21 protein-coding genes and 2 pseudogenes are annotated in these 26,358 nt (G+C 73.1%); 11 read left to right on the top strand and 12 right to left on the bottom strand.

Annotated elements, in window-relative coordinates:
* Positions 1–2: 2 nt before the first annotated feature.
* The 3 genes from ACU436_RS36075 to ACU436_RS36065 all read right to left on the bottom strand — a co-directional run bounded on the left by ACU436_RS36075 (position 3) and on the right by ACU436_RS36065 (position 5,730).
* Positions 3–899, bottom strand: a complete 897-nt coding sequence (locus tag ACU436_RS36075; RefSeq protein WP_459031575.1) for a hypothetical protein — start codon at positions 897–899, stop codon at positions 3–5.
* A gap of 620 nt (positions 900–1,519) precedes the next feature.
* A complete protein-coding gene (locus tag ACU436_RS36070) occupies positions 1,520–3,751 on the bottom strand; it encodes a heavy metal translocating P-type ATPase (protein ID WP_459031735.1) in 2,232 nt (743 codons plus the stop codon).
* Between the two features lie 65 nt (positions 3,752–3,816).
* Positions 3,817–5,730 (bottom strand): cytochrome c oxidase assembly protein, encoded by a 1,914-nt coding sequence (locus ACU436_RS36065; RefSeq protein ID WP_459031574.1) that lies wholly within the window; start codon positions 5,728–5,730, stop codon positions 3,817–3,819.
* 197 nt (positions 5,731–5,927) lie between these two features.
* Between ACU436_RS36065 and ACU436_RS36060 the strand changes: the two genes are divergently transcribed.
* The 4 genes from ACU436_RS36060 (at position 5,928) to ACU436_RS36045 (ending at position 9,410) form a co-directional block, all read left to right on the top strand.
* On the top strand, positions 5,928–6,890 hold the full coding sequence (locus ACU436_RS36060) for an ABC transporter permease (RefSeq protein WP_459031573.1): 963 nt from the start codon (positions 5,928–5,930) through the stop codon (positions 6,888–6,890).
* A gap of 210 nt (positions 6,891–7,100) precedes the next feature.
* Positions 7,101–7,736 carry a TetR/AcrR family transcriptional regulator gene (locus tag ACU436_RS36055; RefSeq protein ID WP_459031572.1) on the top strand — a complete coding sequence of 212 codons (636 nt, stop codon included), beginning with the start codon at positions 7,101–7,103 and terminating at the stop codon, positions 7,734–7,736.
* A gap of 225 nt (positions 7,737–7,961) precedes the next feature.
* Positions 7,962–8,519 (top strand): hypothetical protein, encoded by a 558-nt coding sequence (locus tag ACU436_RS36050; protein WP_459031571.1) that lies wholly within the window; start codon positions 7,962–7,964, stop codon positions 8,517–8,519.
* A gap of 48 nt (positions 8,520–8,567) precedes the next feature.
* Positions 8,568–9,410, top strand: coding sequence for a DMT family transporter (locus ACU436_RS36045; RefSeq protein ID WP_459031570.1), 843 nt, complete (start codon positions 8,568–8,570; stop codon positions 9,408–9,410).
* Here the strand turns inward: ACU436_RS36045 and ACU436_RS36040 are convergent.
* Positions 9,355–10,107, bottom strand: a complete 753-nt coding sequence (locus ACU436_RS36040) for a FadR/GntR family transcriptional regulator (RefSeq protein ID WP_459031569.1) — start codon at positions 10,105–10,107, stop codon at positions 9,355–9,357. The two genes, ACU436_RS36045 and ACU436_RS36040, sit on opposite strands and share 56 nt — an antisense overlap.
* A 102-nt stretch (positions 10,108–10,209) precedes the next feature.
* Between ACU436_RS36040 and ggt the strand changes: the two genes are divergently transcribed.
* Positions 10,210–11,808 carry a gamma-glutamyltransferase gene (gene ggt, locus ACU436_RS36035; protein ID WP_459031568.1) on the top strand — a complete coding sequence of 533 codons (1,599 nt, stop codon included), beginning with the start codon at positions 10,210–10,212 and terminating at the stop codon, positions 11,806–11,808.
* Positions 11,809–11,894: 86 nt separating this feature from the next.
* Positions 11,895–13,199 (top strand): oxalate/formate MFS antiporter, encoded by a 1,305-nt coding sequence (oxlT, locus tag ACU436_RS36030; protein WP_459031567.1) that lies wholly within the window; start codon positions 11,895–11,897, stop codon positions 13,197–13,199.
* A 19-nt stretch (positions 13,200–13,218) separates the two neighbouring features.
* Here the strand turns inward: oxlT and ACU436_RS36025 are convergent, their stop codons facing one another.
* The gene (locus ACU436_RS36025; RefSeq protein ID WP_459031566.1) at positions 13,219–13,770 is read right to left on the bottom strand and encodes a DUF1097 domain-containing protein; all 552 of its coding nucleotides are present in this window, start codon (positions 13,768–13,770) and stop codon (positions 13,219–13,221) included.
* Positions 13,767–15,035 carry an amidohydrolase family protein gene (locus tag ACU436_RS36020; protein WP_459031565.1) on the bottom strand — a complete coding sequence of 423 codons (1,269 nt, stop codon included), beginning with the start codon at positions 15,033–15,035 and terminating at the stop codon, positions 13,767–13,769. The genes ACU436_RS36025 and ACU436_RS36020 overlap by 4 nt, the downstream gene beginning before the upstream one ends.
* Positions 15,036–15,415: 380 nt before the next feature.
* Here ACU436_RS36020 and fdrA point away from each other — a divergent pair, with 380 nt between their 5' ends.
* The 3 genes and pseudogenes from fdrA to ACU436_RS36005 all read left to right on the top strand — a co-directional run.
* Positions 15,416–16,933, top strand: coding sequence for an acyl-CoA synthetase FdrA (gene fdrA / locus ACU436_RS36015; RefSeq protein ID WP_459031564.1), 1,518 nt, complete (start codon positions 15,416–15,418; stop codon positions 16,931–16,933).
* Positions 16,930–18,348: a YlbE family protein gene (locus ACU436_RS36010; RefSeq protein ID WP_459031563.1), complete on the top strand. Its 1,419-nt coding sequence runs from the start codon at positions 16,930–16,932 to the stop codon at positions 18,346–18,348. Before fdrA ends, ACU436_RS36010 begins: the two co-directional genes overlap by 4 nt.
* Positions 18,345–19,127: pseudogene (locus ACU436_RS36005) on the top strand (oxamate carbamoyltransferase subunit AllH family protein); the annotation flags it as partial. The gene ACU436_RS36010 and the pseudogene ACU436_RS36005, both read left to right, overlap by 4 nt.
* Before the next feature lie 10 nt (positions 19,128–19,137).
* Here ACU436_RS36005 and ACU436_RS36000 read toward each other — a convergent pair.
* On the bottom strand, positions 19,138–20,709 hold the full coding sequence (locus tag ACU436_RS36000; protein WP_459031562.1) for a PucR family transcriptional regulator: 1,572 nt from the start codon (positions 20,707–20,709) through the stop codon (positions 19,138–19,140).
* A gap of 130 nt (positions 20,710–20,839) precedes the next feature.
* On the opposite strand from ACU436_RS36000, the gene ACU436_RS35995 reads away from it, so the two are divergent.
* Complete coding sequence (locus ACU436_RS35995) at positions 20,840–21,814, top strand: carbamate kinase (protein ID WP_459031561.1); 975 nt, start codon at positions 20,840–20,842, stop codon at positions 21,812–21,814.
* An 11-nt stretch (positions 21,815–21,825) separates the two neighbouring features.
* On the opposite strand, the gene ACU436_RS35990 is transcribed toward ACU436_RS35995, so the two are convergent.
* From ACU436_RS35990 to ACU436_RS35975, 4 genes and pseudogenes are all read right to left on the bottom strand, one after another.
* Positions 21,826–22,557: a hypothetical protein gene (locus tag ACU436_RS35990; protein WP_459031560.1), complete on the bottom strand. Its 732-nt coding sequence runs from the start codon at positions 22,555–22,557 to the stop codon at positions 21,826–21,828.
* A gap of 174 nt (positions 22,558–22,731) precedes the next feature.
* Complete coding sequence (locus tag ACU436_RS35985; protein ID WP_459031559.1) at positions 22,732–23,604, bottom strand: SDR family oxidoreductase; 873 nt, start codon at positions 23,602–23,604, stop codon at positions 22,732–22,734.
* 166 nt (positions 23,605–23,770) lie between these two features.
* Positions 23,771–24,715 (bottom strand): SDR family oxidoreductase, encoded by a 945-nt coding sequence (locus tag ACU436_RS35980; protein ID WP_459031558.1) that lies wholly within the window; start codon positions 24,713–24,715, stop codon positions 23,771–23,773.
* 67 nt (positions 24,716–24,782) lie between these two features.
* Positions 24,783–24,989 (bottom strand): annotated as a pseudogene (locus ACU436_RS35975) (SDR family NAD(P)-dependent oxidoreductase); the annotation flags it as partial.
* 65 nt (positions 24,990–25,054) lie between these two features.
* On the opposite strand from ACU436_RS35975, the gene ACU436_RS35970 reads away from it, so the two are divergent.
* A complete protein-coding gene (locus ACU436_RS35970; RefSeq protein ID WP_459031557.1) occupies positions 25,055–25,693 on the top strand; it encodes a TetR/AcrR family transcriptional regulator in 639 nt (212 codons plus the stop codon).
* 145 nt (positions 25,694–25,838) lie between these two features.
* Here ACU436_RS35970 and ACU436_RS35965 read toward each other — a convergent pair.
* On the bottom strand, positions 25,839–26,358 hold a 520-nt coding region (locus ACU436_RS35965; protein WP_459031556.1), incomplete at its 5' end, for an HNH endonuclease signature motif containing protein.

The following is a 26,358-nucleotide window of genomic DNA, read 5'->3' as shown; positions in this document are numbered from 1 at the left end:
GCTCACCCGGTGCTCAGGCGTCCGTTGGCGCGCAGGATCGAGATCGAGCCCACGGTCGCGTAGCCGCGCCACTCGAGCTCGGCGGCGGGGGAGTAGCTGGCGAAGTCGACGGTCCAGCCGCCGTCGTCGCGCTGCTCGCCCTCGACCCGGTCGAGCTCGGCGTCGATGACCTCCGGCCGGAACAGCCGGCGGGACGGACGTCCCGGGAGGGGCGAGAAGGCCAGCGGCCGGATCGCCTCGCCGGGCGCGCCTCCGGTCACCGGGACGACGCCGTCGTCCGGGATGAACCGGCGCAGCCGGTCCAGCCGGTCGGCGGCATCGGGGCGGGTGCCGGACAGGGCGTCCAGGAACTGCACCGCGAAGGACAGCGCGATCGCATGCGGCGCGGCGTCCAGCCCGTCGATCTCGGCGAGGCAGTAGTCGACGGCGCGGCCGGTCCACGGATGCTTCGCGACGGCCGGGTCGTGGGCTGCGACGCGCAGGGCGGTACCCGCGACGAACGCCGTGCTCTGCAGCGTGGACGTCGTCGGGTCGGCCCCGACCCAGAACGGCGCGCTGCCGCTGCCGTCGGCGACCGGCAGGGCGAACGGCAGCCCGCCGTCCGGCAGGGTGATCGTCTCGAGCCAGTCGCAGAGCTGGACCGCGCGCGGCGTGGTGGCCGGGCCGACCTCGGCGAAGACCTCGAACGCGTGCAGCGCGCCACCGGGCTGGCTCTCCGGCGCCCGAAGATCGGGCTCGAGCCCCCAGCCGTACCCGCCGTCGGGGTTGCGATACCCGTCGACCGCGGCGAGCACGGCCTCGGGTGTGCCGCCCGCGCAGAGGTGCTCGAACCGGCGGCGGTCGAGCAGGCGTCCGTGCCGCGTGAGGAAGGACGCTGCGGCCTTCAGATCGATGGACATGGGACTCAGCTTCCAAGATCGCGGCGCCGGCGTCGTGAACGGATCGGACAACCGCCCGCTCCACGTCTCTCGTGGGTGCATCGACCGACCGCCCGGAGCTGGGTGCTGCCGCGGGGCTTCGCGTTCGAGTTGTCCGGGCTGCGGTGACTCGATGTCGGGCCCGTGGACCGCGCGGATCGGTTCCGCGGAACGCGCCGGGACTCTCGCCGGGGCCGTGCTGGGCGTGGGGACGGGACCATCGGATGGTCCGCGCGCACCCGGCGGCAACAGGCTCGTCGAGGAACGGCGTGCCCTACAGCCGGGGACGGCCGCCAACGCATCCACAGGATCCGGTGGTGCACCCAACCCGGCCACCAACCCCAGGCGACGGAGTCGACGTACCGGGCCGAACGCGCGCGAGGCCGGCGGCGGGAGACGGGGCAGGCAGTGGCCGGTCGGGTACGGCGCGCCCACCGCAGCGGAACCCCCCGACCACGGGACGGGGTTGCCGAATCGGCCGCAGCGGCGTTCGGCGATCAAGGCGAAATGGTCGCTAGTCGATCTTCAACAGCGACCATCATCCCTTGATCGCCGCCCTGACCTGCCGTTATCGGGTGCACATCGTCGTTGCCGCAACCATGTCATCCCGCCGACCGCAACCGGAGGCTGTGGGAGACGACCAGCAGCGATGACAGCGCCATCGCGGCGCTCGCGACCAGGGGGTTGAGGAGGCCGGCGACGGCGAGGGGCACGCCGACGACGTTGTAGCCGAACGCCCAGGCGAGGTTGCCGCGGACGGTGCGGATCGTCGCTCCGGCGATCCGCACCGCCGTCGGCAGCACGGTCAGGTCGTCGCGGACGAGGACGAGATCGGCGGCCTGCACCGCGACATCGGTGCCCGACCCGATGGCGATGCCGAGGTCGGAGGTGGCGAGCGCGGCGGCGTCGTTGACGCCGTCACCGACCATCGCGACGGTCCGGCCTCGTTCCCGGAGCCCGCGCACGAACTCGACCTTCTCGCCGGGCAGGGCGCCGGCGTGCACCTCGTCGATCCCGACGATCGCGGCGACGTGGCGGGCGGCTGCGGGTGCGTCGCCGGTGAGCAGGACGGGGGTCAGGCCCATGGCGCGCAGCTGTGCGACCGCGTCGGCGGCGCTCGGCCGCACCGTGTCGGCCACGGCGAGCGCCCCGGCCACGGCGCCGTCGACGCCGACCACGACCGCCGTGGCACCGGTCTCGGCCCAGCCGGCGATCCGGTCGGCGACGGCGGCGACGTCGTCGAAGAGGTCGGGCCTCCCGATCACGACCTCGCGGCCGTCCACGACGGCGCGGGCGCCGCGGCCCGGCAGGGCGCGGAAGCCGGTCACGGCGGGCAGCGGGATCTTTCCGGCGCGGTCGAGCACCGCTGCGGCGACGGGGTGCTCGGAGGCGCGCTCGACGGCCGCGGCGAGCGCGAGCACCTCCTCCTCGGTGCTGCCGGCGACGGCGCAGACCGCGGTGACGCGCATCGCGCCGGTGGTGAGGGTGCCGGTCTTGTCGAGCACCACGGTGTCGGCGGCGTGTACCGCCTCGAGGGCACGGAACCCGGTCACGAAGATCCCCAGCTCCGCGCCGCGCCCGGTGGCCACCATGATCGCGGTGGGCGTGGCGAGGCCGAGGGCGCAGGGGCAGGCGATCACCAGCACGGCGACCGCCCGGCCGACGGCCGTACCGGCATCCGCACCCGCGAGCAACCAGCCGACGAGGGTGAGCACGGCGAGCGCGAGCACGGCCGGCACGAACACCGCGGAGACGCGGTCGACCAGGCGCTGCGCCGCCGACTTGCCGGCCTGCGCATCGCGCACGGCCCGCACCATGCCCGCGAGCCGGGTCTGCTCGCCGACCCGGTCGGCCCGCACCGTCAGCACACCCCCGAGCGCGATGGTGCCCCCGACGACCCGGTCGCCGGGCCCGGCTTCCACGGGAACCGGTTCACCGGTCATCGTGCTGGTGTCGACCGCCGCCCTCCCGTCGACGACCTCGCCGTCGGCGGCGATGCGTTCGCCCGGGCGCACGACGAACCGGTCGCCGGCCCGCAGGTGCGCCACCGGGACCCGGTGCTCGGCCTCCGCGTCCGCCCGGCCCCGCAGCACGTGCACCTGGTCCGGGCGCAGGCGGCCCAGGGCGCGCACGGCGCCGCCCGCGGCGCGCCGGGCCCGTGCCTCGAAGTAGCGACCGGCGAGCTGGAACGTCGTGACCCCGGCGGCGACCTCGAGGTAGAGCGGCCCGCTCGGATGCAGGACCGCCGCCCAGCCCGCGGTCTCGTCCGGCCGCCCCGCGCCGGCGGCGAGCGCCCACAGCGACCACGCCGACGCCGTGAGGATCCCCAGCGACACCAGCGTGTCCATCGTCGTGCTGCCGTGGCGCAGGCCGGCGAGTGCGGTGCGGTGGAACGGCCAGGCCGCCCAGCCGACCACCGGCAGTGCGAGCGCGGCGATCGCCATCTCCCAGCCGGGGAACCGCAGCCCGGGAACCAGCGAGAGCGCGATCGACAGGTCGGCGACCGGTACGAACAGCAGCAGCGCGACGGCCATCCGCCTACGCAGGTCCGGCACCCGGTCGTCCGGGTCCGGTTCGGGGGCGTCCGGAAGGATCGGCTGCGCGGTGTATCCGGCGCGTTCGACCGCCGTGACCAGGTCGGCCACCGGGACGTCCGGGGGATGGGTGACGGTGGCCCGGCCGGTGGCGAGGTTGACCGTCGCGAACACCCCGTCGAGCTTCCCGAGCCGGCGTTCCACGCGCCCGACGCACGCGGCGCACGTCATGCCGCCGACGGCGAGCGCCACCGTGGTCGGCCCCGCCGCCCCGTCGGCGGGGATCGTCTCGGTGGAGATCGTCTCGGTGCGCACGCCGGAGGGGTCGGTCGCGGGCCCGGTGCGGTTCCCGCCGATGGCGCGGATCACGCGGGTCCCGTCCCGGCGAGCCGGGCGAGCATCTCGTTGTAGGCCTGCAGCTCGTCGTCGGTGGTCGCGGTCCGGCGGTCGCGCCGGGCGGCCTCCCGCTCGTCGTCGCGAGACCATCGCACGAGCAGGGCGACGATCACCAGGAGCATCGGCAGCTCGGCGGTGGCCCAGGCGAGTCCGCCGCCGACCTGCTGGTCGTGCAGCAGATCGGGCAGCCAGGGCAGGGCCAGCTGCCGGTAGAACTCACCGCCGATGACCCTGGACGTGCTCATCACGGTGATCGCGAAGAACGCGTGGAACGGCATCGACGCCAGCAGCACGGCCAGCCGGCCCAGGTGCGGGATTCGCGACGGCGCCGGGTCGACACCCACCAGCGGCCACAAGAACAGGTAGCCGACCAGCACGAAGTGCAGGTGCATCAGCTGGTGGCCCCAGTGCACCTCGACGGCGGCGTCGAAGAGCCCGGTGAGGTACAGCGCGTAGAACGAGCCGACCCACAGCGTGAGCAGCACCAGCGGATGGGTCAGCCGGCGCGCGGCCGCGGACGTGGCCGCATCGGCGATCCACTCCCGGGGGCCGGGCGGCCGCCCGCGCCCGGCCGGAGGCAGGGCGCGCAGCACGAGCGTGACCGGGCCGCCGAGGGTGAGCAGCGCCGGCACCAGCATGGACAGCGCCATGTGGCCCACCATGTGCACGCTGAACACCCCGACCGAGTAGCGCCCCACACCCGAGGACGTCGCGAGGAGCAGCACCGCGCAGCCGGCGAGCCAGGCCGCGGTCCGGCCGCCCGGCCATGCGTCGCCGCGCCGGGCGAGCCGCCCGACCGCCAGCAGGTAGCCCGCGGCGAGCAGCAGGGCGCCCGTGCCGAAGATCAGGTTGAACCGCCAGTCGAGCAGCAGCGATGTGGCGCTCACCGGCTCGGGCAGGTCGTAGCCGATCAGGGCGTCGGTGGGGGTGTCGGTGCCGTCGAGGAACCGTGGTGGGGTCCGGCGGGTGAGCACGACCCGCAGGAGCAGGCTCACGACCGCGCCGGCGAGGAGCACGGCTGCCGCGGCCCGGACCCGTCCGGCCCGCCACAGCAGCAGCCCGCCGCCGCCCGCGAGCATGAGCGTCGTGAGCTGCGCGGCGACCACGGCGGTCCACGCCATGGCCGAGAGCGGCGCCGCCCCGGCGCCGACGGCAGCGGCGACCGCCGCGGTCCCGACGAGCACCGGCCAGGCCGTCGCGACGATCCGCCCGGTGCGGCGGACCACCACCACGCGGTGCGGACCGCCGCGCCGCATGTGCAGCAGCAGCGACAGCAGCAGGCCCGTCACCGCGGCGGCGGCGAGCGTGTGCAGCACGGACGCGTCCGTCGCGCGGTCGTGGTCCGCGCCCGTCGCGACCAGCCCGACGACCGCGGGCGGTAGGAGCGACCCGGCCGCGGGCACCAGCAGGAGAGCGCTCGCCCGCCATGTCAGCGCGACGAGGCATCCGACGGCCGTCAGCAAGAGCCCGATTCCGGTGAGGAGCCACGCCAGCGGCTCCTCGAGCGCGACGACGAGCGGCCACCACCCCGCCCCCAGCACCGCGGGCAGCGATGCACCGGTCAGATCGACGGCCAGCAGCGGCACCAGCGCGAGGGCCGCGGTCCCGCCGACGGCGGCGGACCAGCCGGCGCGGCGCATCGCCAGCCAGCCGTCGACGTCCAGCGCGCCCGGCGCCCGCGGCGGGGCGACGAACGCGGTGTACAGCAGCGACCCGACCGTCACCGCGCCGCCGAGCTCGGCCACCGCCCGCACGGTGGGCACCACCATGCGATGCGCCAGTCCCGGATCCGGCAGCCCGAGCCAGGCGTACAACCCGCTGTCGGCCGCGGCGAGCAGCCCGCACGCCGGCGCCGCGACGAGCCCTGCCAGGACGAGCAGCATGTCCCACCTCCCGGGCAGAGGTCGTCGGGAGGGAGGCCCGGGTTCCCGGCAGGCGGCCGACGTCGCGTCCCTACGAGCCGGGGCATATCGCGGGCATATCGGAAATCCGATACGTGCTGACGACACCACGCTCCCTCTACTGCAGGCATGACCCACCCCCACGACGCGGTCACCCCGCCGGCCGGGCGGACGGCCTGATGCGCACCGTCTTCCTCGCGTCGTTGTGGACCCACACCCGCAGGTACGTCGCCGCGGCGATCGCGGTGATCGTCGCGGTCGCCTTCGTCGTCGTGATCGGCGTGCTCACCGCCGGGGCCAAGAGCGGGCTCATGGACAACGCCGGGTCGCCGTACCGGGGTGCCGACCACGTGGTCGACGCCCCCGAGGACGAACCCTCGCGGGGCCCGTCGTGTTGCCCCGGAACCCTGGACACGTCGGACGCGATCGCGCTCGTCGACCGACTCGGCGACAACGCATCCGGGCTCGGCCGCGTCCTGCTGGCGGCGCGCGCCGGCGACTGGCGGGGTGACACGACCGTCGGGCCGATCGCGGCCGGGGAACAGCTGCGCTGGCAGAAGCTCGTCTCGGGCCGCTTCCCGGAACGGGCGGGCGAGGCGGTGGTGCACGTGTGGGACGCCCAGGCCCGGGAGATCGCGATCGGCGACCGGATCCGGGTCGGGGAGGGCGCCGCGGGGACCGACCTGGCAGTGGTCGGCCTCGTGGAGTCGCCCTCCACCTGGACCCAGGCCTCGGTGTACGTGACCTGGCCGCAGTACGTGCAGTGGCGCGACCAACCCACCTTCCACGTGGTCGGGATCGCGAACACCCTGGGGCTCTCCGTCCTCGAACGCGCCCGCGAACACGCGCTGCTGCGCGCGCTCGGGCTCACCCGCGGGCAACTGCGGCGGATGCTGGCCGCCGAGGCGGCGCTGCTGTCGGTGGCGGCCACCCTGTCCGGCACGACGATCGGCGTCGCGTTCGCCTGGGTCGGCTACGAGACGTTCGTGAAGCAGGCCCTCACCCACGCCACCATGCGGATCCCCTGGCCGGCACTCGGCGTCGTCGTCCTCCTCGCCGCCCTGGCCGGCCTGCTCGCCTCCGTCCTCCCCGCACGCCGCGCCGCCCGGGTGACCCCGGCCGCGGGACTGTCCCTCGACTGACGCGGCCGCGGACGGTGCGCCGACAGTGGTTGTCGATGCGCAGCGAAATGACCGATCATTCCGGTCGTCGCGATTCCCGGGAAGAATTGCGGGTGGTCGAGTGCCGGTCGGGGTCCTCGAGGGTGGGCGGGGCACTAAGTAGACTAACTAGTGCGTCTTGGAGGTAGGATCGGCTCCTTGCTGGAACGGCCGGAACGGGTTGGAGCGGTGATGGCGCGGACGACCGACGGGGCGCGGGGGACTGCTGTGCGGCAGTCCTCGCCGGTCCGGGAGCGGATCCTGGCAGCGGCCGACGAGTACTTCTACGCCAAGGGGATCCGCGCGGTGAGCGCGGACCGGCTGATCGCCGAGGCGGGCGTCAGCAAGGTCACCTTCTACCGGCACTTCCCCTCCAAGGACGATCTGGTCCTGGCCTATCTCGAGGGCCGTGCGGCGCTCGAGCGCCGGGTGCTCGAGCAGTTCCGCGCCGAGTCCGGCGACGCCTGCGACACGCTCCTCGCCATCGCGCGCGGAATCGCGGAGCTGAGTTGCACGCCCGGGTTCCGCGGCTGCCCGTTCATCAACGCCGCGGCCGAGTACGCCGACCCCGCCCATCCCGTCCGCCGGGCCATCGCCACGCACCGCGAGTGGTTCGCGGGCTTCCTGAGGGGTCTGCTCGAAGAGCTGGGCGTCGGCGGCTCCGCCACGCTGGTCGAGCAGCTGGTCATCCTGCGTGACGGCGCGATGGTCGGCGGCTACCTCGGCCTCGACCCGGCGTCCCGCCTCGACACGATCATCGGCGCGGGTCGAGCCATGATCGACGCTGCGCGGGCGGGCGCCGCATTGCCGGGTGCGACCTCGCCCTGAGCGCGCGTGCCGGCGGGTTCCCCCCCGCCAGGCAAGGTCCGCCGGGTGGCCGCGATGCTGCCGTGGGTGGCGGTCGAGTGGGCCGCGGCCGGGTGGGCCGATCGCTGCCGCGCGGTGCCATGGCGCGCATCACATGCCCTTGCGGCGGGCAGGCGGAGCCGGGAGCCTGAGACATGTAGACGAACTGGTACGTCTACCTGTCGCTCGCCGATCGAAGGAACCGTCATGACAACAGCGACCGCTTCGCCGCAGGTGCAGATGGCCTCAGCCCTCCGGGGGCTGTACTTCGCCCGTTTCGGCTTCGCCGTCGTATGGGCGGCGCTGTTGTTCGTGACCGGCGCGAGCGTCGGGCCGGTGAGCGCGACGCTGATCGTGCTGTACCCGCTGTTCGACGTGGCCGCCGCGATCGTCGACGCCCGCAGGTCCCGGTTGATCGGATCGGCCACCGGCCTGTACGTGAACATCGCGATCAGCTCCCTCGCCGCGATCGGAATGGCCATCGCGCTCGCGTCCGGTGTTCCGGCGGTGCTGCGGGTGTGGGGAGTGTGGGCCGTTGTGGCGGGCCTCGTCCAGCTGATCGTCGCCGTGAGTCGCCGCAAGATGGGCGGCCAGTGGGCGATGATCCTCAGCGGGGGCATCTCGGTGCTCGCCGGGACGTCGTTCTTCATCGAGGCCGCCGCGGAGAACTCCACGCTGAGCAAGGTCGCCGGCTACGCCGTGCTCGGCGGGATCTTCTTCCTGGTCTCGGCGCTGCGCCTCGGCCGCGCCGCCAAGGGGCACTGACACGCCGCGACGATCGCCGTCGCCGCCGAAGTGCCACTGATCCCGCTCGTGTTGGTGGAGATCCGCCGGCACGGCCGCCTCCCCGCGGGGCTGACGGGCTCGGCCCTGATCGCGGGGGTGTTCCTGGGCGTCGACTTCCTCATGTGGAACGTCAGCATCGGTGACATCGGGGCCGGCATCGCCACCGTCGTCGTCAACCTGCAGGTCGTCCTGTTCCCCGTCCTGGTGGGGCTGGTGAGCCGCACCCGCATCAGCAGGCGCTTCCTGCTCGCACTTCCGGTCCTGACCGTCGGGGTCGCCCTTGCCGGCGGCGCGCTGGGCGGTGCCGGCGGCCTGGGTGGCGACCCCGTTCGGGGAACCGTGCTCTGCGCGCTCGCGGCGGTCGCCTACACGGGATACCTGTTCCTCAACCGGCGCTCCGGTCGCCGCTCACCCGCACACCCCGCGACGCCGGTGTTCGTCGGCACCGCCGCGGCCGCCGCGACCGCAGGCGTCGCGGGTGCGGCGACGACGGGGATCGCCGTGGACCTGCCGGCGACCACCTGGCTGTGGCTGGCGCTGCTCGCCGTGTTCGGGCAGGTCGTCAGCTGGCTCCTGGTGGCGCGCGGGCTGGCGAGCATCGAACCCGCGTGGGCATCGACGCTCCTGCTGCTGCAGCCGGTCGGGGCGGTCGTCCTCGCCGCCGTCGTCCTCGGCCAGGTGCCCGCGGCGACCCAGCTCGGCGGTTGCGGCCTCATCCTCCTGACCATCTGGCTCCCGGCCGTCGGTCCCGGACGACGGGGGCGCGGCCCGGTGCCGGGCGGCGAGAGCTACGACAAGTCGCAGCTGCTGTCGGTCATCGGGGGCCGGCCGGTCCGGCACCGAGCCCCTCCGCGACGGACTGGAGGCTGAGCCGCTGGACGTCGAGCAGGTGCCCGTGCATCGCCTCGTACGCGCCTTCCTCGTCGTGCCGGCAGATGGCGTCCAGGATCCGGTGGTGCCCGTCCAGTGACTGCTGCATGCCGTCCGGTGCGTGCAACGACCGCTCCCGGCTGTCGCGCAGCAGCTCGTGGATGCCCTCGACCATCTTGGCCAGCAGATCGTTCGTGGCGGCCCGCGCGATCGCGAGGTGGAACGCGCTGTCGTCGTCGACGAACGGGGTTCCCCGCGCGAGCTGCTCCTCCTGGCGGGAAACGGCTTGCCGGAGGACGTCGAGGTCGGCGGACCGGGCCCGTTGCGCGGCCAGCCTGGCGACCTGGGGCTCGAAGAGGAGGCGCAGTTCGAGCTGGTCGGCGAGGGTGCCCTCGGCCAGCCGCAGCGCGGTGACGAGCGTCGTGACGGAGGCCGTGGCGGAGTCCGCCCGCGCGAACGTGCCCTCGCCCATCCGGCGTTCGATCAGCCCGTTGTGGTCGAGCACCTCGAGGGCCTGGCGGATCGTCGCGCGGCTGACGAGGAACCGGGCGGAGAGCTCCCGCTCGGAGGGAAGCCGGTCACCCGGCCGGAGGGTGCCGTCCTTCATGAGGTCCCGCAGCTGGCGGGCCACCTCCTCGTGAGCGCGCGTGCGGGCGACCGGTCGGATGTCGAGTCCGGCGCGCTCCAGCTCCGCCATGCCCGCATCGTACCGGTGGGCGGTGGTCAGACCACCAGGCCACTCGGTTGGTGGATAGACCATTGCAATGGCGGCAGCCACAGTCGGTGAATGCAGTATTCGATGAGTCGCACCACGCGCCCGGTGGCGCTGGCGCGCCGGGGGATGGTCGCGTCCCCGCACTACATCGCGTCGGCCGCCGGGCTGCGGGTGCTGGAGGACGGCGGCAGCGCCGTGGACGCCGCGGTCGCCGTCAACGCCGCCCTCGGCGTGGTCTACCCGCACATGACCGGTCCCGGCGGGGACGCGTTCTGGCTCATCTACGACGCCGCCGGCAGGCGGGTGCACGCGCTCAACGGCAGCGGGCGAGCGGCCCGTGCGGCCACCCGCGAGTTCTACCGCGCGCGGGGGCACGCGACGATCCCGCAGCGGGGCGCGTCGGCCGCGGTCACGGTGCCCGGCGCGGTCGACAGCTGGTGTGCCGCGCACGGCCGGTTCGGGCGGCTGCCGCTGGCCCGGGTGCTCGCCCCCGCCATCGCGCACGCCAGGGACGGCTACCCGATGTGCGGCGGCCAGGCCGCCTGCCTGCGCCAGGTCGCCGACGTGCTCGCCACGCACGCCCCGAACTGGGAGGCGCTCGACGGCGCAGCGCCCGACGTGGGACGCGAGGTGCGGTTGCCCCGGCTCGCGGCCACGCTGGAACGGGTCGCCGCGCACGGCCGCGACGGCTTCTACACCGGAGCGGTGGCCGAGGAGATCACGCGGGCGGTGCAGCAGGAAGGGGGCGTGCTCGCCGTCGAGGACTTCGCCGAGCACCGGTCCGACTGGACCGAGCCGCTGCACACCACGTACCGCGGACTCGACTGCTACCAGCACCCGCCCAACTCGCAGGGCTTCGCGCACCTGATGCTGCTGAACGTCCTGGAAGGCCTCGACCTGGCCGCCATGGGCGACGGCAGCGCGGAGTACGTGCACACCGTGGCCGAGGCGACGAAGCTGGTGTTCGCCGACCGGGACCGCTACCTCACCGACCCCGAGTTCAGCCCCGCGCCGCTCGGTGACCTGCTGTCGAAGGAGTACGCCGCGGAGCTGCGCTCCCGGATCGGGCGCGCCCACCTTCCGGCACCGGAGCCGGCCGCGGCGGTGGGCGGGGACACCACGTGCACCGTTGTGGTCGACGACGAGGGCAACGCCGCATCCGTCATCCAGAGCCTCTACCACGAGTGCGGCTCCGCGTTCGTCGGCGGCGAGACCGGGATCATGCTGCAGAACCGGGGCTCCTTCTTCTCCCTCGACGAGGAGCACGTCAACCGGCTCGAACCGGGGAAGCGCACGTTCCACACCCTGATGCCGGGGCTGCTGCTGCGCGACGGCCGCCCGCACCTCGTCTACGGGACGATGGGCGGGGAGGGGCAGCCGCAGACCTCGACGGCGATCGTCAACCGGGTCGTCGACTTCGGCCAGGACGTGCAGCAGGCCATCGACGCCCCCCGATGGCTCTACGGCCGCACCTGGGGCGAGGAGACCCGCGACCTGCGGGTCGAGAGCCGCTTCGGGCGCGAGACCGTCGACGAACTGCAGCGCCGTGGCCATCCGGTCCGGCCGGTCGGCGAGTTCGACGACGTGATGGGCCACGCGCAGGCGATCCGGGTCGACCCGGAACGGAACCTGCTCATGGGCGGAGCCGATCCGCGTGGGGAGGGCAGCGCGCTGGGCTGGTAGCCGCTCGCACGCCCCCGAACGACCGGCGCGGACCCGCCCGCCGCTCCGGTGTCCTCGCACGCCCCTGGACTCGAAGGAGAGTCGGCATGTCAGAGGTAGCACCAACGACGAGTTCGGAGCGAGCCGGCGCCGGGGCGGGAGGCGCGGCGACCCGTCGCTGGGTCCAGCTCGCGCTCGGGATCGCGGCCATGATCGTGATCTCCAGCCCGCAGTACACGTGGACGCTGTTCGTGCCTGCGCTGCAGGACACCACCGGTGCGGGCGTGGCCGCACTGCAGGTCACGTTCTCCCTGCTGATCGTCCTGCAGACGTGGTTCTCGCCGGTGCAGGCGTGGCTGGTGGACCGGTTCGGGCCGCGGCTGCTGCTCTCGATCGGGGCGCTGCTCGTCGGCGCCAGCTGGGTGCTGGCCGCACCCGTGACCTCACTGCTCGGGCTGTACCTCACCTACGGCGTGCTCGGCGGGATCGGGACGGGCATCGTCTACGTCGGGGTCATCGGCCTGGTCGTCGGCTGGTTCCCGGACCGGCGGGGCCTCGCCGTCGGGCTGGCCGCGGCGGGCTACGGATTCGGTGCGTTCCTGACCACGGTCCCGATCGCCGCCATGGTCGATGCCGGTGACCACCAGCAGGCACTGATCACCTTCGGTCTGATCCAGGGCCTGGTCGGCCTGGTCGTGGCGCAGGGCCTGCGCAAGCCACCCCGAAACGCCGGCATCGACCCGGCGCTGGTCGCCGGCGGCCGGCAGTCGCAGCGCAGCTACCGGCCCCGCGAGATGCTGCGCACCCGCCCGTACTGGCTCCTGCTGGTCATGATGGCGATGATGTCCACCGGCGGGCTCATGGTGGCCGCGCAGGTCGAGGTGTTCGCCCGCGACTTCGGCGTGGACGGCTACCAGGTGCTCGGGATCGGTGCGGTCGCACTGTCGTTGAGCCTGTCCCGCATCACCAACGGCCTCACCCGCCCCTTCTTCGGCTGGGTCTCCGACCGGATCGGGCGCGAGCAGACGATGCTCATCGCGTTCACCCTCGAAGGCATCGCCGTGCTGTCGGTGCTCGCCTTCCGCGAGAACCCGGTGTTGTTCGTCATCCTCACCGGGGTCGTCTTCTTCGGCTGGGGGGAGATCTTCTCCCTGTTCCCGGCCACGCTCACCGACATCTACGGGCCGGAGCACGCCACCACCAACTACGGGTTCCTCTACGTGGCCCAGGGCGTCGGGGCCATCCTCGGCGGGCCCGCGGCCGCCTACCTCGTGGCGGCCACCGGCAGTTGGGCGCCGGTGTTCTTCATCGTGGCCGCGCTGGACATCGCCACCGCGCTCCTCGCCTACTTCGTGCTCAGGCCGATGCGGCGGAGCTGGGTCGCCGCACCGGTGGACGCCGCGACCGGGTAGCACGGCCACCCGCTCGGTCTCAGTGGCCGTGCGGTGCGGCCAGCTTCATGTTCAGCCAGGCGTAGATCGGCCCCAGCGCGTTCATCACGACGGCCGCCAGGAGCGCCAGTACCGGGCTGGTCGAGTCCGGTCCGAACCCGCCGAAGAAGGTGGCGAAGAAGGTGGCGAACCCGAAGAACATGCCGGGGACGAACGCGAACACCGGCGAGAGGCGGGCCACCGAGATCATCGCGCCGTTGAGGACGAAGAGGATGACCATCTCCGCGATGACGTAGGCGGCCCCGGTGAAGAGCAGGGCGGCCTGCTGGAAGCCCAGGACGATCAGGAAGGCGGCGAACGACCCGAGCGGCATCACCGCCCAGATCCGCTTCATGTTCTCCCGGGTGGGTCCGCCCATCGCGAACGTTCCCGCCCAGCCGATGAAGATCGCCCACGGCGGGAGGTGCGGGGGGCCGAGGGAGATCAGCACCGTGGTGATCGCGAGCAGGGAGGCGGCCACCTCGACGGGCAGGTTGAGCCAGTTCGTCGGCTTCGCCGCAGCGGCACCGATCTCTGTCGACTTGTCGGTCACCGCTGGGCTCCTCGTCCGTCGGTCGGGTTGATCACACAGTCGTGTCGCGTCTCGACCGTGACCCGGCCGCGCTTCACGACCCATCGGCGCACCGGGATGTCGAGCAGTACGTCGTCGACCCGGTTGCAGTCGAACACCACCAGGTCGGCCGCCTTCCCGACCGCGAGCCCGTAGGAGTCGGCGATCCCGATGGAGCGAGCCGCGTCGTAGGTCGCCATGCGGAGCACCTCGGCCTGGCTGTGCGGTGTCCCGAACTGGGCCGCGTGTGCGAGCAGGTTTCCGATCAGCAGCGGGTCGGCCTTGCCGAACGGGGTGAACGCGTTGCGGACGTTGTTCGAGGAGAACGTGACGTTGACGCCCGAGTCCCGCAGCAGGTGGACCGGGGTGAGCCCGCGTCGCTGGTTCTTCGTGTCCCGCCGGCCGCCGAGGTAGAGGTCGGTGGCCGGGAGCGTGACGATCTGGACGTCCGCCTCGCGCAGGAGCGAGATGACGGCTTCGCACTCCTGGGGGGACAGCGCCGCGAGGCTGGTGACGTGGCCGAGGGACACCCGGGACCGGTAGCCACGTTTGAGCGCCTGTTCGGCGATGTGCCGCGCGGTCGTGAAGCGCGGGTCCTGGGCGTCGTCGGCGAAGTCGGCGTGCATGTCGACGGGGGCGTCGAAGCGTTCCGCGAGCTCGAACACGTGCTCGATGTGGCGTTCGGTGTCGTTCCGGTCGGCCTCGTTGTACGGACATCCCCCGACGACCGAGGCGCCCATCCGCATCGCCTCGGTCATCAGTTCGAGCGTTCCCGGCGATTTGACGATGCCCTCCTGCGGGAACGCCACGATCTGGATGTCGACCAGGTCCCGGTACTCCTGCTGGAGTTGCAGCGCCGTCTCCACCCCGAGGAGGCCCTGCAACGGATCCACGTCCGGGTGCACGCGGATGGCCACCGTGCCGGCGCGCACCGCCATGTCCAGCACCGCGCGGGAGCGCTCGAGGACGTCCTCGCGGTCCTGCTCGGCCTTCAGCTTGCCGGTGAGCCGGATCGCCTCCTCCAGCGTGCCGTCGCGGGTGGGTTGCCTGCGGTAGAGCAGCGCCTTGTCCATGTGCAGGTGCGGTTCGACGAAGCCGGGCAGGACGGCCCGCCCTGCGGCGTCGATCCGCCGGGCCGCGTCCTGGCCCAGGTCCGGGCCGATCGCGGCGATCCGACCGTCGGAGACGGCGATGTCGACGAGACCTCGGTCGTCCCACACTCGGGCGTTCTCGATGAGCAGGTCCATGCACAGTCCCTGGGGGTCGACGGTGACGCGCTGTGGCGTGCGACACAGACTCGGTGGCGGTGGGTGCTGCCGTCACCGGCAACCGGTGCCGAGAATCGGCGGCCGAAACTGACAGCTCGTGACGACGGTCGGGCGACGGGTTGCCGGCGCGGAGCGGGCTTTCCGGACCAGGCGTTCGCGAGTTCCCGCGCGGTGAGCAGGAGGTAGAGCACGAAGCCGGTGACGGGAAGGGCGTGCCAGAGGTCGTCGCCGATGTCGAGCCGGTACCGGCCGCGTCGCGCCGCGCGGGCGGGTCACTGGCAAGCGGTGCTGGGGGGATCCGGCCACTTCTGTCACCTGCTGCCCATGACCAGCACCCGGTGCGGCGGCACAGTGACCGCATGGCTGTGGGTAGCGTCGCGCGGGCGAACTCGTACTTCGACTCCGTGGTCCTGATGCGGGTGGCCTCCGAGCTGGGTGGACGACCGGGTGTCCGGACCGCGAGCCTGGTCATGGCCACCGAGACCAACAAGGACGTGCTGGCGGCCGCGGGGCTGCTGACCGACGAGTCCCGCGATGCGGGCCCGAACGACCTCGTGATCGCGGTGGACGGCGAGGAGACCGCCGTGCGGGCCGCGCTCGTGGCGGCCGAGGAGGCGTTGCACGGGGAGGGGACGTCGCCAGGAGCCGGCGACGGCGCGGCGTCGCCGGCGCCACGGACCCTCGCCGGAGCGGGCGGCGGCGCGAACCTCGCCCTGATCTCCACCCCCGGCCGGTACGCGACGGCCGAGGCGCTGAAGGCCCTCCGCAACGGCATGCACGTGTTCCTCTTCAGCGACAACGTGCCGGTCGAGGACGAGGTGCTGCTCAAGCAGGAAGCGCAGCGGCGCGACCTGCTCGTGATGGGCCCGGACTGCGGGACGGCGGTGCTGAACGGCGTCCCGCTCGGCTTCGCGAACCAGCTCCGCTCCGGCGGCGTCGGCCTCGTCGGCGCCTCGGGCACCGGCCTGCAACAGGTCTCCTCGCTGGTCGACACCTGGGGCTCGGGGATCAGCCAGGTCGTCGGGGTGGGCAGCCGCGACCTGTCCGAGGAGGTGGGCGGCCTCTCGATGCTCGCCGCCCTCGACGCCCTCGCCGCCGACCCGGCCACCGAGGTCATCGGGCTCGTCTCCAAACCGCCGGCCGCACCGGTGGCGGAGAAGGTGCTCCAGCAGGCCGGCGCCATCGGGAAGCCGGTCGTGGTCGCGTTCCTCGGCGCGGACCTGCAGTCGCCCTCGGACTCGGTCGTGGTGGTCCCCAGCCTCGACGAGGCGGCGGCCGCCGCCGTCCGGCTCGGGACCGGGACGCCCCCGCCCGCCGCGCCCGCCCACGCCGCCGACCGCCTCGCGGCCGGGCTCGACGGGGGCCGCCGCCTGCTGCGCGGTCTGTACGCCGGCGGCACGTTCGCCTACGAGGCGGGCCTGCTCGTCGAACCGTTGCTGGGGCACGTCGACCACACGGTGGACGACGGGCCACCCGGCTCGCTGCCCGGCCGGCACGTGATCCTCGATCTCGGCGACGACCGGTTCACCGTCGGCCGTCCGCACCCGATGATCGATCCCAGCACGCGTGTCGAGTACCTGCGCAGCGCCACCCACGACCCGGCAACCGCGGTGATCGTGCTCGACGTCGTGCTCGGCCACGGCGCGGGCCCGGACCCGGCCGGGGCACTCGCCGGGGTGGTGGCCGAGGCGACCTCGCGGCCGGGTGGCCCGGTCGTCGTCGCGTTCGTCGTGGGCACGGCGGCCGACCCGCAAGGACTGGCCGGGCAGGAGCGGACGCTGGCCGAGGCCGGTGCCGTGATCGCCCGCAGCAGCACCGACGCCGCGCGGCTGGCCGCAGCGGTACTGACCAGCGCGACCGGGGGAGTGGGCCGATGAACTCGCTGCAGGATCTGTTCACGGGGCCGGTCCGCGCGGTGAACGTCGGCCTCGGCGAGTTCGCCGGGCCGGTCGCCGCCGCCGGGGCCGACGTCGTGACGCTGGACTGGCGGCCGCCGGCACAGGGCGACCGGGATCTCGGGATGCGGCTCGCCGCGCTGACCGCCCATCCCCTCGTCGAGGCCGCCAACCAGGAGGCGCTGCACCGCATCCTGGACGCGCAGCCGCACCTCGTGGACGTGCGGCCCGCCCGTGAGGTCATCCCCGAACTCGCCGAGGAGCGACTGCTGCTGCACGCGGGCCCGCCGATCGCGTGGGAGCGCATGTGCGGGCCGATGCGGGCGGCCGTGGTGGGCGCTGCGCTGCTCGAGGGATGGGCCGACTCGCCCGAGGCCGCCACGCGCATGGCGGACTCCGGCGAGATCTCCTTCGACCCGTGCCACCACCACGACGCGGTCGGTCCGATGGCGGGCATCATCTCCGCGTCGATGCCGGTGCTGGTCGTGGCGGATCCGGCGACGGGCCGGCAGGCCTACTGCAACCTCAACGAGGGGCAGGGCCGTTGCCTGCGCTACGGCGCGCTCGGCGACGACGTCATGCGGCGGCTGCGGTGGATGGGCGAGCGCCTCGGGCCGAGCCTGCAGGCCGCGGTCCGCTCGCTGTCCGAGCCGGTCAACCTGAAGTCGGTCATCGCCAAGGCGCTGCAGATGGGCGACGAGTGCCACAGCCGCAACGTCGCGGCGAGCGCGCTCCTCGTGCGCCTGCTCGCGCCGGCGCTCGCCCGTCAGGACGCGCTGGGCGGCGTGGAGGCGCTCGAGTTCCTCGGCGGCAACGACTACTGGTTCCTCAACTTCTCCATGGCGGCCAGCAAGCTCGCCACGATGGCCGGGCACGGAGTCGAGCACTCGACCGTGGTGACGACGTTCGCCCGCAACGGGGTCGACGTCGGGATCCGGGTCAGCGGGATCGGTGACGACTGGTTCACGGCACCGGCCGCCGACGTGGACGGGCTCTACTTCCCGGGTTACGGCCCGGCGGATGCCAACCCCGACATCGGTGACAGCGCCATCGCGGAGGTGCACGGGCTCGGCGGCTTCTCGCTCGCGGCCGCGCCCGCCATCGTCGGATTCGTCGGCGGCACCACGGCGGACGCCCGCCGGGCCACCGAGGAGATGGCGATGATCACGGTGGGTCGGCACCGCGAGTTCCAGATGCCGACGCTCGACTTCGCCGGCAGCCCGCTCGGCATCGACGTGCGGGCGGTCGCCGACTCCGGCCTGGAACCGATCATCACCACTGGCATCGCGCACAAGGAGCCGGGGATCGGGCAGATCGGTGCCGGCATCACCCACGCGCCGATGGAGTGCTTCGTGAAGGCGTTGCGCGCGTTCCCGGTCCCGCCGGACGCGGGATGACGACGCCGGGCGCGGCGAGTCTCGCGTTGGCCGGCCTCCTCGAGGGCGGGCATCGGCCGGCGCGGGTCGTCGGCGTCCTGCGGGCCGCGGCCTACCTGGAGGTCGGGGGAGCCGATCCGGAGATCATGGCGCTGGTCACCCGCGACGCCGTCCGGGTGCCGAACGCCGTGGTACTGCCCCTGACCGCGGCCGACGCGCCGTTCGCGGCCGTGCGGCCCGGGATGCGCGCGACCGTGGGCGCCGCTGCGGTGCGGGTGGGCCCGCTGACGGTGCCGGTGACCCGGTGGTGGGCTCCCGGCCGGCCGCACATCGCGAACGTCCGGGGCGCGCTCGACCGGGCGGGCGAGTTCGCCGGGCTGGTCGCCGCGGCCGCCCGCCCCCTCCCGGACGTCCTCGCCGCACCGGTGGCGGCGTTGCGGGCGGGGCTCGCCGGGGGGGACCGGGACACGACCGGGCACGCCGTGCTCCGGCTCCTCGGGCTGGGCCCGGGTCTGACCCCGTCCGGGGACGATGTCGTCGCCGGGGCGCTGGTGACCGTGCGTGCCCTCGGCGTTGCGAACGCAGCGGCCGACGGCGCGGCCCGCACGGTCGCCGCCTGCGCCCACCGGCGGACCCCGCTGATCTCCGCGGGGCTGCTCCGGCACGCGGCGCAGGGCCGGTGCGTCCCGCCGCTCGCGACCATGATCGCCGCGCTCGGCGGGACGGCCCCGCTGGATGCGCCGCTGGCGTCGCTGCTGGCGGTCGGGCACCACTCGGGCAGCGACCTCGCGCGCGGTGTCGCGCTGGCGCTCACCGCCGTCGCCGGGGCGCCGGCGCGCGGTGCTGGGCCTTCGCCGCCGCCACGAGGCGGTTGGCGTGCACGGCGATCTCCAGCTGCAGCCGGCTCATCGGGTGGCGCTCGACCCCACCGGTGAGCCGTTCGATCTGCCCCAACCGGTAGCGCAACGTGTTGTAGTGCACGTTCAGCTCGTCCGCGGTCGCCACCCCGTTGCGGTCGTTGTGCAGGTAGCACTCCAGGGTGTGGACCAGGCTCCCCCGGTGCTCGCGGTCGTAGGCCGCCAGCGGGCCGAGCGCCTCGTCCACCTGCCGGCGCAGCTCCTCCGGCGGCAGCTGGTAGAGCAGCCGGTAGACGCCCAGCTCGTCGTGGCGCAGCACGAACCCGCGGTCGTAGAGCTCCCGCCCGAGGGACAGCGCCTCGCCCGCCTCCTGGTAGCTGCGGTGCAGGTCGGTGAAGTCCGGGTAGACCCGCCCGCAGCCGATCCGGACGTGCGCGTCGGGGCAGATCCGGGCGATCTGGTCGTGCACGGACTGGCAGACCTGGCCGAGCGAGGTGCCCGGCTCGACGAGCATCGCCAGCGCCCGGTCGAGCCCCCAGACGATCGACTCCGGGCCGGCCGCGTGGTGCGCACCGCGAGTCAACCGGTCCTCGATCGGCTGGTCGGCGATCCGGACCTCGCCGTCCGACCGGGTCAGCTCGACGAGCACGGCCGCGCGCGGGGCGTCCAGGTTCCAGGGCATCGCGGCGATCCGGCGGAGCATCTCCTCCCGGTTCAGCCTCCGGTTGGAGACCAGCTCCATCAGCAGCAGCGTGCTGTGCCGCTGCTCCCGGCTCACCACGGCCCGCTCCTGGGCCACGGCCATCGCGGCGATGGTGGCGGCGTGCTCCATCGCCGTCAGCTGGTGCGGTTGCAGGTGGGCGCCGCTGGTCCACACGGCGATGTCCCCGTGCGGGGTGCCGCCCGCCGTGATCGGGCGAGTCGCGTCCGGCGATCCGGGGTCCTCCGCGGCCGGGCCCGCGGAGACAACGGTCCGCCCCTGCGTGTCCAGGATCGCCGTGGGCAACCGGATCAGCTCGGCCAGCGCCGTGATGAGCTCCTGGTGGGAGCCGCCCCGGACGGCGACGGCGGTGAGCCGTTTGTGGATCATCTCCGAGCGTTCCAGCTCGACCGCCTGCCGGTTGAGGATCGTGCCCAGCACCTCGGAGAGCACGTCGTTGAACGTGACTTCGCCCGGGATCTCGACCACGGGGAACCCCAGGCGATCGGCGGCCGCGAGCATCTCGACCGGCGACTCCGGCAGGTAGGGCCCGATCCGGATCCCGAGCGCCGCGAGGCCGCGCTTCGCCAGCTGGGGCACCAGCCCGGCGAGTGCCGCCTCGTCGGTACGGACCGGGTAGCCGGTGGTGAGGAGGAACTCGCCCCCGCGCATCCACCGGACGATGTCGGGGACCTCCATGATGTTGACGACCCGGATCCGACGGTCCGTGCCCTCGTGGCCGGCGAGCAGGCGTGCGTGCGACAGGCAGGGCAGCGTCAGCGCCTCCTCGACCGTGATCCCGAAAGGCGCCCTGACGGTCTCCACGCTGCTCACCACACCTCACTGTGCTCGGCATCACGTCCGACGACCATGTCACCCGACGCCAAGGAAAGCACCGCTTCTCCGGCAATCGGAGCCAGTGATCCCGGCCACGTCCTTCCCTAGCGTCACCTCGGTGAACAGCCCGACGGCAGTGGTCGCGATCGGTGGCAACGCCCTGCTCGACGACGGTCCGGCCGCCACGATCGCCGAGCAGTTCGAGGCGGCGCGCGGCATCGCCGCCGGGCTGTGCGAGATGATCGGCTCCGGGTGGCGGGTGGTGCTCACCCACGGCAACGGTCCGCAGGTCGGCTTCATCAAACGGCGTTCCGACCTCGTCGCCGAGCTGGCACCGGAGCTGCCCAGCCTGGGCCTCGACATGTGCGTGGCCGACTCGCAGGGCAGCCTGGGCTACATCCTCGGCTGCACGCTCGCCGGTGAGCTGCGCGCACGCGGCATGCCGCAGCGGGTGGTCGCGCTCCTCACCCACACCGTCGTCGACCGCGCCGACCCGGCGTTCCGGCGGCCCACCAAGCCGATCGGCTCGTTCTACTCCCGTGCCGAGGCGCATCGCCTGGCCCGGGAGCAGGGGTGGACGGTTGCGGAGGACGCCGGTCGCGGCTGGCGGCGCGTCGTCCCCTCACCGATGCCCGGAGGCTTCCTCGAACAGGAGGCGGTCCGGGCCCTGGCCGAGGCCGGGTTCGTCGTCGTCGCCGCAGGCGGGGGCGGCATCCCGGTGGTCGAGGACCCCGACGGCCGCTACCGCGGCGTCGAGGCAGTCATCGACAAGGACTTCGCGTCCGCCCTGCTCGGCAGGGCCCTGAACGCCCAGCTCCTCGTGATCACGACGGGGGTCCCGCAGGTCGCCGTGCGCTTCGGCCGGCCCGATGAGCGCTTCCTCGACCAGATGGACGTCGCCGAGGCGCGCCGGCACCTGGCCGACGGCCAGTTCCCACCCGGGAGCATGGGGCCGAAGGTCGAAGCGGCCCTCCAGTTCCTCGAGGCCGGTGGCCGGGAGGTGCTCATCACCTCTCCGGGCACCATGGGCGAGGCGTGGGCCGGCAGGACCGGGACGCGCATCATGGCCGCCGTCGACCCGGCGACGGCCTGACCAGTCCTCTCCTACACCCAACCTCGCCGGGCGGCTTCGATGCCGGCCTCGAAGCGCGATTTCACGCCCAGTACTCGCATCAGCTCGGCCACCCGTCGGCTGTAGGTGCGGGGTGACAGGGAAGCGTTGTGGGCGGCCCGATCATCCGGCAGGCCCGAGGCCAGCATGGCCAGGACCGGACGCAGGGCGGGCGGTGGCTCGGTGCAGAGGCCACGCGGGTCGACGCCCGTACGCCAGAGCGAGCGGTGAGTGGACAGCAGCAGGTTGACGACGGCCTGGTCGGTAATGATCAACATGCCCCGGGCGAGCACGGCCAGGTCGACCGGGATGAGCGCCAACCTGCGGTCGACGACGCACGCCTTGGCGGGAAGTCGATCGACCAGGCGGGCCTCACCACCGGTGCGCCACTGAAGACAAGGAAACATCTCCTCGTCGGCCTGCGCCCCGGCGCGGGTGCTGACCTGCCGAATTCGGACGCCGCGATCGGCAAGGGATTTCAGGGTGGTCGCCCCGCGAGCCCAGATGCTCTCTTGAACATTGGCCCGCATCAGATAGCCGGGGTCGTCCAGTCCGACGTACTCCGACCTCGTCTCGGCGAGCAACAGCTTGTTGATCACGTCCCAGATGTGGTGCTGGCTGCCCTGCACGAGCCGCGACCCCGGACCCAGCCCCCGGGTCGCGGAGAAGTCCGACTCGTCGAGCGCGCGATGGAAGGTGGTGTCGAACCGGCTCAGATCGGACACTTCACCTCCACCGTCGATCGCTGGCCTGCGGCGCTCGCACGCTATAAGGAAAAATCTTTCCAGGGCAAGGCTCGCCGCCGACGTCGAAAGGCGAAACACGGACGTCGACCTGCGGTGTCTCGATGGTCGGCCGGTTGTCAAGGCCGGCTCGTGGCGAGAAGTCGCCACGGAACGTCAGCCCGCCAGGAACGCGTCCCGGTGATCGCGGGCGAACTCGGCGACGGTGCGCGGGGCGTGGCCGGTCACGGACGCGACCGTGTCGTGCACGGCGGCGGCCTCGCCGCGGGCGTAGTGGGCGTAGTCCTCGACCAGGCCGTCGACCTGCCAGGCGGGCAGCACGTGCCGCAGCTGGTCGGCGAACACCGCCGGGGGCACGTCGACGAACGTGACATCCCGGCCGGTGGCCGCTCCGATCGCGGCGGCGATCTCGGCGTGCGTGACGGCGGCCGGGCCGGTGATCGAGTAGGTCGCACCGTCGTGCCCGGGCTCGGTGAGGACGGCCGCTGCGACATCGGCGATGTCCCGGACGTCGACGGCGCTGACGCGCGCGTCACCGATCGGTGCGAAGAACCTGCCCTCGGCGCGGATCGGTGCGGCCATCGCGAGCAGGCCCTGCAGGTACAGGTTGGGGCGGAGGAACGTCCAGCCGGTGCCGAGCCCGCGGATGTGCTGCTCGACGGCGGCGTGGTAGCGCAGGAAACGCACCGGGGAGCTCGCGGCGGCGGCGAACTGCGAGAGCTTCACCAGGTGCCGGACACCGGCCGCCGCGGCGATCTCGGCGAACCGCAACTGCTGGGCTTCCGCGCGCTCGGACGACGGTGTCACGAGATACGCCCGGTCGACCCCCGCGAGCGCCGCAGCCACGGCACGCGGGTCGTCGAAGTCGGCGATCACCGGTATCGCGGCGCTGTCGTCGAACCGTGCTGCGGCCGCTGGCGTGCGCACCATCGCCCGCACGCTCACCCCGCGCCCCAGCAGCCGTTCGACCAGCGCTGATCCCGTGTTCCCGGTCGCCCCGGTCACCAGAACGGTCTCGATCGCGCTCATGTCTCCCCCTCTTTGGAACGGTGAACTCATTAGAGAGCAGTGCTCTCTCGATGAGGTTACACCGGGCGGGCGTCAGGTCAAGAGCACTGCTCTCGTTGATGTCTGCGCCGTTGCCGCATCGGCGAGGAACCTCGCCTCGCCTGTGGGTGACTCGCCGCCGCCCGGGTCACCAGGGCAGGTGGCCGCCGTCGTTGAAGAAGCCGCCGCTGGGACCGTCGTCCGGCAGCGTGGCCAGGGTGGTGACGATGCGCGCGCCCTGCGCCGGGGTGCGCGGTCCCCGTCGGCCGTTCAGGTCGGTGGCGATGTGTCCCGGAGTAGCAGCGTTGATCTTGAAGTGGGTGTATCTCGGCGCGCGGCGAAACGCGTTGGCGTACTGCACGGTGAGCATGGTGACCGCCGACTTGGAGGCGGCGTAGGCGAGGTTGCGGGGCGCGTCGGCGAACCGGGCGGCCGGTCCGGCGTTGTAGGTGAGCGACGCGGTCGTGCTGGCCACGTTCACGATCCTCGGCGCCGGCGCCTCGACCAGCAGCGGCAGCATCGCAGAGGTCACCGCCACCACGCCGAAGACGTTGGTCTCGAAGGTGGTGCGCATGTCGTCGACGGTCGTCTCCAGTGCCGGCGGGTTGATCAGGATGCCGGCGTTGTTGACCAGCACGTCCAGCCGGCCGTGCTCGACGCGCAGCTGCCGCGCCAACTCCGCGATCGAGTCGGCATCGGTCACGTCCAACACGACCGGCCGCACCGGCAGGCCATCGGCGCGCAGCTCACCGGCCGCGCGCTCGCCGCGCTCCGGGTCCCGGCTGCCCAACAACACGCTGATGCCGCGCGCGGCGAGCTGGCGTGAGACCTCCTTGCCGAGACCCTTGTTGGCGCCGGTCACGAGCGCGATCCGGGTCACGACCGTCCCGCCGGGTAGTCGGCGGAACGGCTCAGCTCCGCCCACCGACGCGCCTCCGCGCTCCGATCCCCGGCCGAGCGCAGTGCCAGCTCGACGGCGCTCGCGCCCAGCAGCAGGCACCTCGGAGAAGCCCTCCACGGCGAACTTGGCGGTCTGGTAGGCGCCCATGCCGGGGGTGCCGCCGACCCGCCCGCCGATCGAGGAGAACTGCACGATGTGCCCGGACCAGGATGTCGATCTCTCCGCCCTGCTCGGCCTCGACGGCCACCCCGTCCGCGCCCCCGTCGGTGCTCAGATCGCCGGTCGTCGCTTCCGCGGCGCCGCCGCTTGCGCGGATCGCCTCGGCGACCGCCTCGGCCCGGGCGGCGTCCCGACCGTGCACCACTACCTGGGCGCCCTCGCCGGCCAGCAGCGTGGCGATCGCCGCGCCGATGCCGGCGCTCGATCCGGTGACCAATGCCCGCTTGCCGGACAGCTGTAGATCCATGTCAACCCCCTCCGTGCGGCGTGGTGTCTACGGCTGTAGACATCGTCAAGTCTACACTCGTAGACATGGCTGACTCTCCGACCGGACCGCGGGCTCGCCGGCGCGACGCCGCCGCCACCCGGGAGGCGATACTGCGATCGGCGCTGATCGCCTTCACCAGCCACGGCTATGACGGCGTGGGCGTACGGGAGATCGCGAACGCGGCCGGCGTGACCGCGATGCTGGTCAACCGCTATTTCGGCTCGAAGGAGCGGCTGTTCGCCGAGGTGGTCGAGGTGGCCTTCACCGAACGCACGCTGATCGCCGACGACGTCGCGTCGTTGAGCCGGTTCGCCGCGGCGGCGCTGGTCGCCGCCGAGCCGCGCTCCGTGGACGGCTTCCTGCTGATGCTGCGCTCGGTGGCGAACCCTCGGGCCACCGAGATCCTGCGCGGGGCCATCGACACCCACTTCCAGCTCCCACTGCAGGCGCTGCTGCCCGGCGCACAGGCCCACGAGCGAGCCGCGTTGTTCCTGTCGGTGCTGGCCGGCGTGCGGCTCATGCAACAGGTGCTGGGCAGCTCGGCGCTGGCCACCGCCGACGCCCCCACCCTGGAACGACGGCTGCGGCCACTGTTCGAGCTCCTGGTCCAGCCGCCTGCTGACGCGGATCGTGCCCGAGCCGGCGCGCGTGCCCAGGATCGGCACGCGTCGGACAGAGCGTGAACCCACCGGCACGAGATGGCATTCCGTTGCGGTGGGCACGCCCGTTTCCGACGAGACCGCCCTGTCGGGTGCCTGCTCAACTATCCTGTGGTCCCGTTCCCCCTTCCCATTTGCGCGGTGCGTTCCGCGGAACGCGACACCTCGTTCAGGCCGCCGCCGAGGTCCTCTTCGGCAGCAGCACGTCCAGGATGGGTTCGGGGTCGAGGCGGTCGCCGTCCCAGTTCGGGGTCAACGTGGTGTGGCCGATCCGCTGCCGGGCCCGGGTGTGCATCTCGATCAAACTTTCGGTGTTGCCGGTCAACGGTGCCGTAGTGATCGGAATCGGGGTGCCGTCTGGGCGGAGGAACTCCCACCGCCCGGGCAGTCGTCGGATCCGGTAGCCGGCGTCGTGGATGAGCTTGTGGTGGTGGGTGCAGGTGAGGACGAGGTTGTCGATGTCGGTGGGTCCGCCGAACAACCAGTGGAGCACGTGGTGGGCGTGGAGGTACCGGGTGTGGGTGCAGCCTGGGAATTGGCATCCCTCGCCGTCGCGGATGGTGGGTGCGGCGATCTGGGCGGGGGTGGCCAGGCGCCGGTTGCGGCCCATGTACATGCGGTTCCCGGTCCGGTCGTCCAGCAGTAGTCGCACGCGGGCGTCGCAGGCGAGGCGTTCGGCGGTGGAGGCC

The sequence above is a fragment of the Pseudonocardia wallangbongensis genome (genome assembly GCF_054486945.1).
The sequence above is the reverse complement of the archived record's forward strand: the minus strand, read 5'-3'. Positions and strand labels throughout refer to the sequence as shown.

Coding starts and splice junctions, on each gene's coding strand:
- ACU436_RS36065 (WP_459031574.1), bottom strand. CDS start 5,730: ATGCTGCTCGTCCTGGCAGGGCTCGTCGCGGCGCCGGCGTGCGGGCTG.
- ACU436_RS36050 (WP_459031571.1), top strand. CDS start 7,962: ATGACAACAGCGACCGCTTCGCCGCAGGTGCAGATGGCCTCAGCCCTC.
- ACU436_RS36055 (WP_459031572.1), top strand. CDS start 7,101: ATGGCGCGGACGACCGACGGGGCGCGGGGGACTGCTGTGCGGCAGTCC.
- ACU436_RS35970 (WP_459031557.1), top strand. CDS start 25,055: ATGGCTGACTCTCCGACCGGACCGCGGGCTCGCCGGCGCGACGCCGCC.
- ACU436_RS36010 (WP_459031563.1), top strand. CDS start 16,930: ATGAACTCGCTGCAGGATCTGTTCACGGGGCCGGTCCGCGCGGTGAAC.
- ACU436_RS36075 (WP_459031575.1), bottom strand. CDS start 899: ATGTCCATCGATCTGAAGGCCGCAGCGTCCTTCCTCACGCGGCACGGA.
- ACU436_RS36020 (WP_459031565.1), bottom strand. CDS start 15,035: ATGGACCTGCTCATCGAGAACGCCCGAGTGTGGGACGACCGAGGTCTC.
- ACU436_RS35985 (WP_459031559.1), bottom strand. CDS start 23,604: ATGAGCGCGATCGAGACCGTTCTGGTGACCGGGGCGACCGGGAACACG.
- ggt (WP_459031568.1), top strand. CDS start 10,210: ATGAGTCGCACCACGCGCCCGGTGGCGCTGGCGCGCCGGGGGATGGTC.
- oxlT (WP_459031567.1), top strand. CDS start 11,895: ATGTCAGAGGTAGCACCAACGACGAGTTCGGAGCGAGCCGGCGCCGGG.
- fdrA (WP_459031564.1), top strand. CDS start 15,416: ATGGCTGTGGGTAGCGTCGCGCGGGCGAACTCGTACTTCGACTCCGTG.
- ACU436_RS36040 (WP_459031569.1), bottom strand. CDS start 10,107: ATGGCGGAGCTGGAGCGCGCCGGACTCGACATCCGACCGGTCGCCCGC.
- ACU436_RS36060 (WP_459031573.1), top strand. CDS start 5,928: ATGCGCACCGTCTTCCTCGCGTCGTTGTGGACCCACACCCGCAGGTAC.